The sequence below is a fragment of the Mucilaginibacter sp. Mucisp86 genome, from assembly GCF_047324315.1.
In the GTDB taxonomy this organism is placed as follows: domain Bacteria; phylum Bacteroidota; class Bacteroidia; order Sphingobacteriales; family Sphingobacteriaceae; genus Mucilaginibacter.
Window position 1 is genome coordinate 4,694,190 of sequence record NZ_CP168503.1, and the last position, 14,634, is coordinate 4,708,823.

General features: G+C 42.9%; 8 protein-coding genes. 7 read left to right on the forward strand and 1 reads right to left on the reverse strand.

From position 1 onward, the window contains the following. Positions 1 to 16 precede the first annotated feature (16 nt). Positions 17 to 1,177 carry a hypothetical protein gene (locus tag ACEN9X_RS19985; RefSeq protein WP_413666803.1) on the reverse strand — a complete coding sequence of 387 codons (1,161 nt, stop codon included), beginning with the start codon at positions 1,175 to 1,177 and terminating at the stop codon, positions 17 to 19. 311 nt (positions 1,178 to 1,488) lie between these two features. Here ACEN9X_RS19985 and ACEN9X_RS19990 point away from each other — a divergent pair, with 311 nt between their 5' ends. From ACEN9X_RS19990 to ACEN9X_RS20020, 7 genes are all read left to right on the forward strand, one after another. Beyond that, positions 1,489 to 3,987 (forward strand): glycoside hydrolase family 9 protein, encoded by a 2,499-nt coding sequence (locus ACEN9X_RS19990; protein ID WP_413666804.1) that lies wholly within the window; start codon positions 1,489 to 1,491, stop codon positions 3,985 to 3,987. A 4-nt stretch (positions 3,988 to 3,991) separates the two neighbouring features. Then, positions 3,992 to 5,566: an AGE family epimerase/isomerase gene (locus ACEN9X_RS19995; RefSeq protein WP_413666805.1), complete on the forward strand. Its 1,575-nt coding sequence runs from the start codon at positions 3,992 to 3,994 to the stop codon at positions 5,564 to 5,566. A gap of 679 nt (positions 5,567 to 6,245) precedes the next feature. Further along, positions 6,246 to 6,836, forward strand: a complete 591-nt coding sequence (locus tag ACEN9X_RS20000; RefSeq protein WP_413666806.1) for an RNA polymerase sigma-70 factor — start codon at positions 6,246 to 6,248, stop codon at positions 6,834 to 6,836. A 78-nt stretch (positions 6,837 to 6,914) separates the two neighbouring features. Then, positions 6,915 to 7,946, forward strand: a complete 1,032-nt coding sequence (locus ACEN9X_RS20005) for a FecR family protein (protein WP_413666807.1) — start codon at positions 6,915 to 6,917, stop codon at positions 7,944 to 7,946. Between the two features lie 264 nt (positions 7,947 to 8,210). Next, on the forward strand, positions 8,211 to 11,627 hold the full coding sequence (locus ACEN9X_RS20010; protein WP_413666808.1) for a TonB-dependent receptor: 3,417 nt from the start codon (positions 8,211 to 8,213) through the stop codon (positions 11,625 to 11,627). Positions 11,628 to 11,644: 17 nt separating this feature from the next. Next, positions 11,645 to 13,141, forward strand: a complete 1,497-nt coding sequence (locus tag ACEN9X_RS20015; RefSeq protein ID WP_091219752.1) for a RagB/SusD family nutrient uptake outer membrane protein — start codon at positions 11,645 to 11,647, stop codon at positions 13,139 to 13,141. Between the two features lie 106 nt (positions 13,142 to 13,247). After that, positions 13,248 to 14,483 carry a cytochrome c3 family protein gene (locus ACEN9X_RS20020; RefSeq protein ID WP_413666809.1) on the forward strand — a complete coding sequence of 412 codons (1,236 nt, stop codon included), beginning with the start codon at positions 13,248 to 13,250 and terminating at the stop codon, positions 14,481 to 14,483. Positions 14,484 to 14,634: the final 151 nt, after the last annotated feature.

Consider the following 14,634-nt stretch of genomic DNA (forward strand, 5'->3'; position numbering starts at 1 on the left):
AAGGTATTCAGATACTTTATTTTGTTTTGCCCCCTGTTCCTTTACTGTCATCTCCGGCGGGTTGGTCAGTTGGTTTTTCATTCCCAACAGTAGTTGAGTCATGTTGCTCTGTTACCTGGTCTTTGGTGGGTTCGGTGGCTTTTAAACCGGCGTAAGTTCCCGCGCTGATCCCCATCATCAGTAAAATGTTGTTGTCAAAATCAGGTAACAGATTTGATGAAACTGTTTTCTGTATAAAAATTAGTCCGAACAAAATATTGAACAGCACATTTTGAAGGCGCTGGATATTAATGCTACTCCGGTCGGAAAGGATGTCATGAAAAAAACCTTCGCTATGTGCTTTAGGATCAATCTCGGTTTTAGGTTTTTGGTCGTTTTCTATAAGCTTACCCGTAGCCATTGTTGCGGCACTTATGCCAAGGATAGCCAGCAGCGAACCGGGAATATCCGGCAAGGCGCCTGTTTCATTACATATATATAAATAAGTGACCGAGAAAATTACTGTCCAATACAGTAGTTGCGTGCGGCTCAGGCTGTAGTATAAATTGGCGTCATCTTTTAAGATATTGTTTTTTAAACCCATCGCCAGAAAACCGGCCATTACAACGGCCATTATCCATACCCAAACCCGGGTTATTTTTTGTTTAACCTCAAGTTGCGTTTTTATTAGTCCTTTGGTTATGTAACCACCCGAATAACCTACAGAAAAATATACCGGGATACGGGCTTTATCAATGGATTTGCTGGCTAAAAACTGAACGGCCAGGTTTTGTACCGATTCATCTATCTTGAAATAAACTATTTTTTCATAATCGTTACTGCTCCAAAAAGCAGTTTCTCCCACTTTAATGTCATCAACATACAGGGTTTTGAACGAATCAATAGGGAGTGTGGTTTTGAGCCTGATAGCGATAATTTCATTGAGCCTGGCCGAATCTTTTCGCCCGCTCAGGTTATAAATATTTAAGATAGAATCGGGAAGCATTGCTTTTTGAGCTACAGAATCTTTTTTACCGGTATAGTTTCTTACACTATCAGAATTTGCCGGTTGAGCACAAACTAATGCCGGGTGACCAAGAATAAAAGTGCCTGCCAATAATTTAAAAACGCTTTTTTTTAAACAGGGAGTTTGCAAAGGCCGTGAAGCCGTTGCAGCTAAAAATAAAGGAAAGGCCATTGGTTTAAGGATTGTTGCCTACTCTTTGATCCCTTTTTCGGCACGCAGGTATTAATGGTAATCAAATTTAAATCAATTAATGAATAAAATGAATACCTAATGGTAGGTATTTTTATTTTAATTAATTGGTAATTAGTGTTTTGTGTTTGTGTTTGCTGGTTTTTAGTTGATGGGTTTTCAATGTAAAATCCCTGTTATGGTATAAAATCAGCAACAAAATGTTAATATATCATTATATCGTGCCTCTGCTACCGGATTATTTTTAGCCGTGCAAATATCGTATTGCATATTACCGGTTAACCAATATCCTGATGAAATCTAAATTTATCTTAGCAACAATAATTGCTGCCTGTTGCGTATCACCCCGTTTTTTACGCGCGCAGGTTAAACCTGCCGCTAATTTAATGAAGCTTAACGCGCAGGAATACCTTGAATATAAAGGCGTAAACGTGATGCTTGCCCATGATTTTTATCCCGAGGGGCACCAGGGTGGGGTAGGCATTATCCAAAACGGGCAGCGTGTAGCTACCAATGGCGATATCCGGCTGGAACCTACGCCGGGGCAGTGGTCACCTATACCCAAGGTAGGTAAGCGTGTGGTTAATAAAGCAACCGGCGAGGTAAGCGTGCGCATGGAGTTCCCTAACCCGGACATGAACCGTCATGGCTTTAACCCTATTATTTATCCCGATCTGAATTTTGCTTATAATATCCGCGTGATTCCGGCAGGTAAAGCATTTCGGATCATAGTTGATTTGGATAAACCGCTGCCGGATAACTGGATAGGTAAGGTGGGCTTTAACCTGGAGCTATTCCCCGGTATTCTGTTTGGCAAATCGTACTATATGGATAAGCAGTTCGGTATTTTTCCGCAGCAGGCCGATGGACAAACTTATATCGATAAAGAAGGCGAAACCCAGGTACTGCCCATGGCCGAAGGCAAAAAACTAACCATAGTGCCTGAAGCTGACCCGCAAAGGATGACCATCGAAAACCTGTCGGGCGGTAATCTGCAACTGCTTGACGGCCGGGCTAAGCACAATAATGGCTGGTTTGTGGTACGTTCATTAGTTGCCAAAGGCGCTTCAAAAAATGCGATAGAATGGCTGGTAACACCAAATGCAGTAGATGGCTGGCAATCGCAGCCGGTGGTGCAGGTATCACAGGTGGGGTATCATCCGGCGCAGCAGAAGATAGCTGTAATTGAGCTGGATAAAAATGATAAAAAGGTTTTGCCGGTATCGCTGCTAAGGATAAATGAAAACGGTGGACTTACAACGGCTTTAAAGGCTACACCCGCCAACTGGGGCGATTTCCTGAGATATCATTACCTGCAATTTGATTTTACCAAGATCACCAAGCAGGGTATGTATGTTGTGAAATACGGCAGTTATCAAACAGAGCCATTCCAGATCAGTGCCGATGTATTTAAGAATGATGTATGGCAGCCAACACTTTCCTACTTTTTGCCGATACAAATGTGTCATATGCGTGTTAACGAAAAGTACCGCGTATGGCATGGCCTGTGCCATATGGATGATGCCCGGATGGCTCCAATTGATTCCAATCATTTTGATGGCTATATCCAGGGACACAGCACGCTTAATAAATATAAACCCGGTGATAACGTGCCCTTCCTTGACCGTGGTGCCTGGCATGATGCAGGTGATTTTGACCTGAGGGTTGAATCGCAGGCCGAAACGGTACATGGGCTTACATTAGCTTATGAGGCTTTTGATGTGAAGTATGATAATACCACTATCGACCAAAAGAACCATATTGTAGAAATTCACCAGCCCGACGGTAAGCCGGATATGCTGGAACAGATTGAGCATGGTTTATTAGCCATTACAGGTGGTTACCAGGCTATGGGCCGCTTTTACCGTGGCGTTATAGAGCCAACCATCAGGCAATACACTATTTTGGGCGATGCCGCAAATATTACTGACAACAAACCTTTTGTAACCAATGCCAATAACATCGATCCCGTACTGAAAACTCCCGCTGCGGCTGACGACAGGTGGGTGTTTACAGAGGATAATCCTGGTCGCTCATTGGAAACTGCGGCAGCGTTGGCCGCAGCCAGTCGTGTGATGAAGGGTTATAATGATACGCTTGCTACGCAATGTCTGCAAATAGCACAGGAGGTTTGGAAAAATACAGCCGATCAAACTCTGCGTCACCGTATAGCTTTGGCTGTCGAACTGTTCATTACCACAAAAGATAAAACTTATGCCGATTATCTGGTTAACAATACTGATGCCATCGCTAATAGTATTGATAATACAGGATGGCTTGTTGGCCGTACCATGGGGCTCATCAACGACGCAAATTATCATAACAAAATAACCGAAGCCGTTAAAAAGTTATACGCTCAAATTCAGCTGCAAGGAACCAAAACACCTTATGGTGTACCATATGAACCAAACATTTGGGGAGCAGGTTGGGGCATTCAGAATTTTGGTTATAAACAGTACTTTTTATATGCAGGTTTCCCGGCCGTTTTCAGCGATACCTATATGTTGCATGCTATTGATTTTGTGCTGGGCTGCCATCCGGGTTCCAATACTGCTTCATTTGTATCGGGCGTGGGTTCACGATCAATGACTACAGCTTACGGCTTTAACCGGGCCGACCGCTCGTATATTCCCGGTGGTATCACATCTGGCACGGCGCTTATCCGCCCGGATTTTCCTGAATTGCTTAACTGGCCTTACCTGTGGCAGCAGGGCGAATACGTTTTGGGCGGCGGCACAACCGATTACCTGTTCCTGGTTTTGGCTGCTGATCATGTTTTAAATAAAAAGTAAGCTTATGAAATTGAAGATCACTTTACTTTCAGTATTAATAAGTACCACAACCACTGTATTTGCCCAAAATAGCCAAACCGAAAAACAAGAGATAGCTCATGAAATGCAAATATCCATGGTTGATGAATTGCTTAAACCCTGGTATCCGGCTGCCATTGATACTGTCGATGGAGGTTTTTTAAGCGCGTTTACGTATGATTTTAAGCCGACGGGTAATCAGGATAAAATGATAGTAACCCAGGCGCGCCATGTTTGGAGCAATAGTAAAGCCGCTGAACTTTTCCCCGACAAAAAATATTATATAGCGGGGGCTCGTCACGGTTTTGAATTTTTGAGAGATAAGTTTTGGGATAAACAATATGGCGGCTTTTATATTTTTACGGATAAACAAGGCAATCCAAAACAGGGCGGCTTTGCACCTAAAGAAGCCTATGGAAACTCCTTTGCCATTTACGCGCTTGCTGCTTATTACCAGGCATCGGGCGATACCAGTGCCTTGAACCTGGCTAAGCAAGGTTTTTGGTGGCTGGAGAAACACGCTCACGACCCGATATATAAAGGTTACTACCAGCATATGCAACGCGATGGTACGCCTATTGTAAGGGATGCAAGCATAAAATCAACTGCCGAAACAGGCTATAAAGATCAAAACTCATCTATTCACTTACTCGAATCGTTTACCGAACTGTACAGCGTTTGGCCCGATGAATTACTCAAAACACGTTTGAAGGAAATGCTGCTGCTCGTACGCGATAAGATCACAAACGACAAGGGTAACCTCATCCTGTTTTTTCAACCGGATTGGACGCCTGTTTCTTACCGCGATTCGAGCCTGGCGGTTTATAAACAGCATCATAGTCTTGATCATATTTCGTACGGCCACAATGTGGAAACGGCTTACCTCATGCTTGAAGCCTCGCATGCTTTAGGTATAGAAGATGATGCCAAAACCTTACAGATAGGTAAAAAAATGGTTGATGACGCATTGGATAACGGTTGGGATAACAAAGTGGGCGGTTTTTACGATGAGGGCTATTACTTTAAAGACAAACCCGGACTTACCATTACCGAGGATACCAAAAATTGGTGGGCGCAAGCCGAGGGGCTTAACACACTGCTCATCATGGCTGCCAAATATCCGAAGGATAAGCATCACTACTTTGACAAGTTTAAAGCCCTTTGGCAATACACCCAAACCTACCTCATTGACCATGAGCACGGCGACTGGTACCAGGGCGGTATAGATAAGCAACCTCAATATAAAACAGCCCTCAAAGGCCAGATCTGGAAAGGTACTTACCACACCTTCCGTGCGCTGATGAACTGCGTGGCACAGCTCGATCCGGATAAAATACCGCCAACTGCACCAAAGCAAGTAAAATTGGTTAAAGCTACCGGAATTTTAAAATGGCAGACATCTACAGATAATAAGCGGATGCTGGGTTATAATATTTACAGTAATGGCAAACGGATAGGTTTTACACCGTTAAATCATTTTGTGGTAAGTAAAGGCAGTAAGTTGAGTGTGGGAGCTGTTGATTTGGCGGGGAATGAGTCGACTCAGGCTAAAGCTTTGTGAATTGGCTAAATGAGAAATTATTACAGGGAGGATAACGAGTGGTTAGAACAATTTATATAATACACTCTCAATTTGCGTTAGGGATAGGAGCGGATACCGGCCAACGAGCGTAATGCCTGCAGGCGTATGAGCGGATAGCCCGGCCGCAGGCAACGCCCATATTCATAAAACTGATCAGGAAAATATAGCTAATAATCAATAACTTACAATCACGTCATTGCGGGGTACTCAGCAATCCCAAACTATACGTGGCAGCTCTGTAAGTAGGGGATTCCTTTGTAGTTCCTCCTCGCAATGACGCCATTTTTTATCGTTTTTAAACTGCTTGTTAGTTTTGGATAAATCATATCGGGATTAAAACCTTTTCCACAAGATTATTATTATTATAAATCATACCTCTCTATTCTTCATAACGGTATTTACCCCACTCCGTAGCAAAAAATGTTATTTTGTGTCAATTTACAGTCAATATAAATCTGCTTAAAATCGAACAAGCCGGGGCATGAAATCCCGCCCTGTTTGCTGTAAAATCAACAGTACAACGTGTTTATATTATTGTGTCAAAGCAACATAATGAGGGTTTTATATTAAAAGTATTACAATTCATGACTTGTTAGTTGCCTTAATTATTTTGAGTTTTGCCAATCTTATTAATATTAATTGCCACGTTATTTAACAAATGAACGATTTTACCAGGCTGACAGAGGAGGATTTGTTGGGATTGCTGCAGCAGGATAAGCTTAGTGCGTTCAGGGAAATTTATCAACGCTATTGGAAGAAGCTGTATGGCGATGCTTACAAGCGCTTAAAAAATAAAGAGCTGTGCGAAGAAGTTGTTCAGGAGATATTTTCAAACCTTTGGCATAAACGTCATACGCTGCAAATTAATACTACCATTGGTGGTTACCTGCACCTTGCAGTTTTAAACCAGGTGGTTGACCAGTACCGTAAACAAGCCATCCGCGCAAAACATACTGAAGCGCTTAAATTGCTAACTACCGAGACCGATACCGGAACAGAAGACGCGATCATGCTGCGCGATCTGACCCATACGCTCGAAACTGAAATCAGCCACCTGCCCGATAAATGCCGATCTGTTTTTGAGTTGAGCCGTAAGGAATATAAAAGCAACAAGGAGATAGCCCAATTGCTTGGGATTTCGGAAAAAACCGTTGAAAATCAAATTACTAAGGCAATTAAACGACTTCGTTTAAGCCTGAGCCATCACCTGCTCATTGCGATGGCTGCACTCCTGCACAAATTTTTTTAAAAAAATGTTACATAGGTGTAGGGGGTACACTATCTCCCGTACGTCATGTGATTTATAAACCGGAATTATATTCTTTTCATGAAAGAACCTATACGCATTGATTTGCTCGAGAAATACATTAAAGGCGATTGCACCGAAGCTGAAATAGCTTTGGTAAAGCAATGGTATTTCGGCTTTGAGCATGAAAATGATCATGTTTCGGACCTGTCACCTGCCGACGAGAAGCAACTGGAAGAAAATATCTATTTCAGTATTATTAGTAATCTTAATCTTGCGCATTTGCAAACAACTGAAGAACAGCCAAAAGTTAAGTCGCTGCGCAAGTGGTACGCCGTTGCTGCCGCCGCTGTGGTTGTATTTGCTTTATCGGCCGTGGCAGTTATCTATAGCTGGAAATCAAAAGATCAGCAACAACTGGCCACCTCCGCAGTAAGTGATGCGCGCTTGTTTAACGTAGCAAATAATACCGGCCATATTTATAAAGTAACCCTGCCCGATAGCAGTGCGGTGTGGTTAAGCCCTTCGGCAAAAATCAGTTACCCTAATGTGTTTGCCGCCGATTCGAGGCAGGTGAGCATATCGGGCGAGTGCTTTTTTGAGGTGACTAAAAATCCTCAACGCCCTTTTATTATCAGCAGCCGCTCCATAGTTACTAAAGTTTGGGGTACCAGTTTCCTGGTGCGCGACAATGAGCAGAGTAATATGGCCGATGTATCTGTATTAACCGGTAAAGTTTCTGTAAGTGCCAGGGTTAGCGGTAGCGCTATCTCCACAAAGCTTAACAGGGATGAGGTAATGATTTATCCGCACCAAAAGGCAGTTTATTTAAATGATAAGCATATGCTTACATCAGAGGCTGTAGAAGTAAAATCAACTGTGAAACAGTACCAGCGCACCCATCTTGTTTTTGATAACAAACCGCTCAGGGATATCATCCCGGTGCTTGATTCAAGCTTTAATGTAAATATCAAAGTGAGCAGCGAAAAGCTGAACCACTACATCCTGAATGCCGATTTTGAAGGGTTTAATTTACCTGATGTGCTTAACGCGCTAAAAAAATCGCTCAATGTTGATTACGCTATTGTGAATAACCATATAGAACTTAAATAACCAACCATTTAAACGCTCAAAAATTATAAGATGTACAAAAAACTACAAACCTAAAGAAGAAAGAAAGCAAAACAACCCAGAAATGATCTGCATAAAAAAACTTAGAAGTGTTGCGAGCACCCCTAAGTTTTAAGGATCAAAAGCCCGTTCCGCTAAGAACACCTCGGGGAGGTGTGCGGGCTATTAATTGTCTCATTTTTAACAAAGAAACATAACAAATATATGAATTTTCGTTTACGAAGGCCCATACCGTGGGGTAAAATCATGAAGATCACTTTTAGCCAGATCCTGATAGCAATAATGGTAAGCAGCATAGCTTATTCAAGCCCAATTAAAGCTCAGGGTATCCTTAATAAAAAGGTAAATGTTACGCTTAGCAACACAACCATGCTTGAGGCTTTACAGTACCTTCAAAAAAACAACAATGTAAAGTTTATTTACAGCGCCAGCTCACTGGATGCCGACAAACGCTTTTCATTGGATATCAACAACCAAACATTAAAAACCGTACTTGACCAGGTGTTTAAAAACAACGGTATCAATTACGATGTAATGAACGATAGGGTAGTACTTGAAAAAAAGGCTGCTACTGTGCCAACAATTAACACTACTGAACCTGGCGTTGTAATTACTGAGGAGGCTGCAGCCAAAGTTACCATTACCGGTAAGGTTACCGATAATACAGGCCAACCGGTTCCTGGAGCTACTGTTACCGAAAAGGGTACTACCAATGGCATCACTACCGGTGTTGATGGCGGTTACAAATTATCGGTAGCCGGCCCGCAATCGGTTATTGTGGTGCAGTTTATCGGCTACGCTAAAAAAGAGGTTGTAGTAGGCGACCAAACTGTTATTAATGTTGTATTAACTGAAGACGTAAAAACAATTAACGAGGTTGTGGTTGTTGGTTATGGTACGCAGAAACGTACTACTGTTACCGGCGCCATCAGCAGCGTTAAAGCCAATGATTTGCAAGATCAGCAGGTTACCCGCGTTGACGATGCTTTGAAAGGCCGTGTTACCGGTGTTAGTGTAGTACAAAGCTCAGGCTCGCCGGGTTCTTCACCTCAGATCAGGGTGAGGGGTATTACCTCAAGGCAAAACAGCGATCCGTTATATGTAATTGACGGTATTGTGGTTGATAACGGCGGTTTGGATAACGTTAACCCTAATGATGTTGAATCGATAGACGTATTAAAGGATGCATCTGCCGCTATTTACGGTTCTCGTTCATCAAACGGTGTTATTATCGTTACAACCAAAAAAGGTAAAAAAGGCGATGCCCAGATTAGCTACAATGGTTATGTTGGTATCCAGTCGCCGGTAAGCAAGCCTAAACTAACCAATGCAACCCAATATGCTACTTTGAGGAATGAGTCATTGACCAATGATGGTAAAGCTGCTCTTTTTGCAAACCCGGCATCATACGGCACGGGTACTAACTGGCAAAACGAGATTTTTGAAGGTAACGCCATCATTCATAACCATAACCTGAGCATCAGCGGCGCTTCTGATAAAGCTAACTATTATACCTCATTCGGTTATCTTGATCAGCAGGGTGTGGTTATGCCTTCAATTTCGGGTTATAAGAAATTTAACTTCACGGTTAATACTTCATACAAATTAAAGAAATGGCTTACGGTAGGTGAAAACTTTACCTATGCGTACAGCAAAAACAAAGCGTTCGGTAACACTAATAGCGTATTCGGTGGCCCTTTAAGCTCTGCTTTAAACCTCGACCCTATTACCCCGGTTACCGTAAATAACGTTGGCGCCCAGCCAAACCAGGGTGATTACGCCAATGCAAACATCATCCGCAATGCGCAAGGTTTACCTTACGGTATCTCAGGTTATGTAGGCCAGGAAATCACTAACCCGTTTGCCTACGCACAAACAATTGCAGGTAACTATAATGATGCTACCAATCTTTTAGGTAGCGCGTTTGTTGAAGTTGAACCTATCCGCGGTTTAAAGATCCGTTCGCAGATTAGCGCTAAGCAGGCTTATTATGGCTCTGATGCTTTTACGCCATTGTATTATCTTAACTCAAGTACCTCAAATACTACAACATCGCAGGTAACTGCTTATAACAGGAACCTTACCTGGAACTGGGATAATACAGCTACTTACACCCGTTCATTTGGTAAACACAACCTTACCGCTTTAGTAGGTACCAGTGCACAAAAAACTACGTCATCAGGTTTACAGGGGACATTTTTAGGCGAGCCGGTAGGTTCACTTGATGATGCTTCTATCAACTTCGCCTTGCCTGCCGCCAACAGGATTGCAGCAAGTGCGCTTGGTTTAGATGCCGTACAGCCACATACTCTGGCGTCTTACTTTGGAAGGGTAACTTATGACTACGATCAGAAATACCTTTTCTCAGGTATCATCCGTCGTGATGGTTCGTCAAAATTTGGTAGCAACAATGTTTACGGTGTATTCCCGGCCGGTCAAATCGGTTACGTAATGAGCCGTGAGGATTGGTTCCCTAAAAACTCATTTGTTGATTTCTTCAAACTGCGTGCTTCATACGGTTCGGTAGGTAACGAAATGGCGCTTCAGCCGTTCAGGTATGCTGCCACAATAGGCAGTGGCCGTAACGCGGTATTTGGCGACCAGGTGTATATCGGCTACAGCCCTAACGCACCGGCCAACCCTAACCTGAAATGGGAAGAAACCCACACTACTGATATCGGTTTTGATGCAACCCTGTTAAACAACCTGAGCGTAACTGTTGATGTATACCGCAAGCTTACCAAAGGGATGTTACAGCAGGTATCATTGCCTTCGTATGCAGGTTTCTCTGATCAACCTTATGATAACGTAGGTGATATGGAGAATAAAGGTATTGAGTTAAGCCTTGGCTATAATAATAAAGTAGGTGATTTTAGCTATAACGTAAGCGGCAATATCTCTTACAACAAAAATACCGTGTTGAGCTTGGGCAACCAGATAGACCATTTTACACTTGGTACCGTACAAAGCTCAACTTATGAAATTGGCCGTGTTACTCCGGGCCAACCTCTGGGCGAATTTTATGGTTTTAAAGAACTGGGTGTATTCCATTCACAGGCCGAAATTAATGCATATACCAAAAATGGCCAGCTGATTCAGCCTAATGCAAAACCAGGCGATTTCAAATGGCAGGATACCGATGGTGATGGCAAAATAACCCAGGCCGACCGTCAGTTTTTAGGTAACCCGCTGCCAACTTTTACTTATGGTATAAACCTGAGTGCCAACTACAAAAACTTTGATTTCAAATTATTTGGACAAGGCGTTTGGGGCAACAAAATTTACCAGGCTTACCGCAGGTTAGATATCCCGGCTGCTAACTATCCAATTGAAGCGCTTAATGCATGGACAACTGCCAATAGCGGTAGCAACTATCCTCGTTTGAGTGATGCCGACCCGAACAACAACTTCAAAAACCCATCAAATTTCTATCTGCAAAATGGTGCCTATTTCCGTATCAAAACTTTGCAATTGGGTTACAGCTTACCGGCAGCATGGTTAAAAGCGGCCGATGTTAAAAGGGTTAGGGTATTCCTGAGCAGCAACAATTTGGTAACTATTACAGGTTACAAAGGATATGATCCTGAAATAAGCGGCGGTATTGATATGGGTATCTACCCTCAGGCACGCACATTTATGGCAGGTTTGGATATTACTTTATAACAGAAATTACAATTATCATGAAATCGAAATATTATCTATATACAGGGATTGTTTTATTGGGGATGGGTACGATAGTATCTTGTAAAAAATCATTCCTGGAGCTTGACCCTAAAGGACAATTCTTAGAGTCAAATTATTACGCAAATCCTGATGAGGCGCTTACTGCGGTAGTAGCGGCATATGATCCGCTGGTTACTGAAACAGGTGGTATCGATAACACTTACTCTGATCCGCTTGGTGCACTCAATTCAGCGTCTGACGATTGTTATGCAGGTGGCGGCAGCTCGTCCGACGTACCACAATGGCAGGCTATCAATAACTATACACTTACACCGGCTTTAGGTCCGCAAAACCAGTTTTGGGCAATCAACTTCCAGGGCGTTAACCGTACCGACGTATTGCTTTCAAAATTGGCTAACGTACCGGGTTTAAGCGCTGATTTGTTAAAACGATATACAGCCGAAGGCCAGTTTTTACGTGCTCATTATTATTTTGACCTGGTAAGGTTATTTAAAAATGTACCGCTGATATTAACCACCCTGAACATTACTAACGTATATGATCAGCCACAGGCTACTCCCGAAGCTGTTTATACACAAATCGAGACCGATCTTAAAGCTGCTATAACCGGTTTGCCAACTACAGTTCCGGCAACAGAAGGTGGCCGTGTAACACAAGGGGCTGCTAAAGCTTTATTAGGTAAAGTTTACCTGTACGAGAAAAAATGGGCAGATGCTGCCGCTATGTTACAGGATGTTAATACCAACTACGGTTATAAACTGCTTCCAAACTTTGGTGATGTATTCAGCCCTAAAAATAAGTTCAACAGCGAGTCGATATTTGAATTGGTTCACTCAGGCTCACAAAGCTATACCTGGAGTAACTGGAACCAGTTTAAATCAAACATCTACACGCAGATGATCGGCCCTCGTAGCTATACCGGTCCGGTGTATTATGGTGGCGGTTATGGTTTTAACCCGGTTACTACCGAATTGGCTACCGCTTTAAAAGGCGATCCACGCTATGGCTATACTGTTGTTAATATTGATAGTTTAACAAAAGCTACCAAGACTTCTTATTCGCCAAGCTACCAAAATACAGGTTACTTTATCCAAAAGTACGCACCTGTATTGGCTAATAAAGTTACCACTGGTACAACCGACCTGAACTGGCCTAACGATTATATCGAGATCCGTTTGGCTGATACTTACCTGATGGAAGCTGAAGCTGAATTAAACGGCGGCGGCGACCAGGGCCGCGCACAAACATTGTATAACGCAGTGCGTGCCCGTGTTGGTTTAGCTTCAAAACCTGCTACGCTTCAAAACATCTATGATGAGCGCAGACTCGAGCTGGCTACTGAAGGCCACCGCTGGTTTGACCTTGTACGCTGGGGCCAGGCGCCAACAGTATTAGCGTCTAAAGGCTTTAAAGCAGGTGTTAATGAAATTCTGCCTATCCCGTTAAATGAAACCCTTAACGGCACCAAGCTTAAACAAAATCCTGGTTATTAATTTAGACCGGTAGTTAATAAAAAGGCTGTCATGTTACATGGCAGCCTTTTTATCTTTATATAGAGGGACATTGCATTAGCTTCTTTGATTTTTAGCAGATAATATTATGCTTAAACAGCGAACATTCTTTTTGGCTTTATTGTTACTGATACCTTTAAGCTTTTTACTGGTACAATGCCTTAGTGATAAGCCCCAGGACCCAAGGACGGAGATATTCGCAGGATCGGCAAGTTGTGAAAAATGCCATAAGGATGTTTATGATAGCTACCTGCATACAGCGCATTATCTTTCATCAAGACCAACATCTCCTGAAATCGTTCATGGAAGTTTTGATCCTCATGGTAATACCCTGCAATATGCTGATGGTACGGTAGTAAAAATGGAGAAGCGTAACAGTGAGCTTTACCAGGTAAGTTATACCGCAGGTAAAGAAAATATTGCCCATAAAATGGATATCACTTTTGGGGTAAACAAAGCCCAAACCTACATGTACTGGCAGGATAAGCAACTGTTTGAGTTGCCGGTATCTTATTTTAACACAGTGCATGGTTGGGCAAATAGCCCGGGATATGAAGGTGGTAAGCCTGATTTTAACCGACCTATTCTGCAAAGATGTTTCGAATGTCATGCATCGTTCATCAGGCAGGCATCGCAACAAAATGTAGATATGCAGAACCGCAAGATTGAGTTTGAGCCTGCTTCCATCATTTATGGTATTGATTGCGAGCGCTGCCACGGTGCTGCTGCCAACCATGTAAATTACCATGAGGCTTATCCGGAGGAAAAACAGCCTAAATACATCATCCGTTTTGCATCGCTCACTCGTACGCAAAAAATGGATGCTTGCGGGGTTTGCCACTCAAGCAGCAAGCAGGCTTTCCAGGAATCAACCTTTAAGTTTAAAATGGGGGATACCCTGGCCCGGTTTAAGGAGCCTGATTATTTAAACATTCAGACTAATGCCGCGTCGCTTGATGTGCATGGCAACCAGAATGGTCTCCTTACTGCCAGCAAGTGTTATATGATGAGCAATATGGATTGTAGTACCTGCCATAACACCCACGTAAATAACGGCGGCAACCTTGCCCTATATTCAAAAAAATGTACGAGCTGCCATACCGAAGCCAATCATAACCTTTGTAAAGTAGCGCCGAAGCTGAGCGCGGCTATGCAAAATAATTGTATCGATTGTCATATGCCGCTTAAGCCATCAAACACCATCGCTGTGAATGATACCGCGAATAAAAAATCGTCGCCCTACCTGGTACGTACCCACCGTATTGCTATCTATCCAAATGAAACTAAAAAGATCTTGGCGTTTTTAAGAGTAGCCGGGAAGTAACTTTTTGCTTTCCAAGTAAACAAAATCTATGTCATTGCGAGGTACGAAGCAATCGCATGCTATACAGAGTGGCTATGCTTACGTGCGATTGCTTCGTCGTTCCTCCTCGCAATGACATGTTTTTATCTACCCAACGCCGTCGTTTTGAGAA

What these genes read in the sequence shown, in the direction of transcription:
- ACEN9X_RS20005 (WP_413666807.1), top strand. Translation starts at nt 6,915, where the DNA reads ATGAAAGAACCTATACGCATTGATTTGCTCGAGAAATACATTAAAGGC.
- ACEN9X_RS19995 (WP_413666805.1), top strand. Translation starts at nt 3,992, where the DNA reads ATGAAATTGAAGATCACTTTACTTTCAGTATTAATAAGTACCACAACC.
- ACEN9X_RS20000 (WP_413666806.1), top strand. Translation starts at nt 6,246, where the DNA reads ATGAACGATTTTACCAGGCTGACAGAGGAGGATTTGTTGGGATTGCTG.
- ACEN9X_RS19990 (WP_413666804.1), top strand. Translation starts at nt 1,489, where the DNA reads ATGAAATCTAAATTTATCTTAGCAACAATAATTGCTGCCTGTTGCGTA.
- ACEN9X_RS19985 (WP_413666803.1), bottom strand. Translation starts at nt 1,177, where the DNA reads ATGGCCTTTCCTTTATTTTTAGCTGCAACGGCTTCACGGCCTTTGCAA.
- ACEN9X_RS20015 (WP_091219752.1), top strand. Translation starts at nt 11,645, where the DNA reads ATGAAATCGAAATATTATCTATATACAGGGATTGTTTTATTGGGGATG.
- ACEN9X_RS20010 (WP_413666808.1), top strand. Translation starts at nt 8,211, where the DNA reads ATGAAGATCACTTTTAGCCAGATCCTGATAGCAATAATGGTAAGCAGC.
- ACEN9X_RS20020 (WP_413666809.1), top strand. Translation starts at nt 13,248, where the DNA reads ATGCTTAAACAGCGAACATTCTTTTTGGCTTTATTGTTACTGATACCT.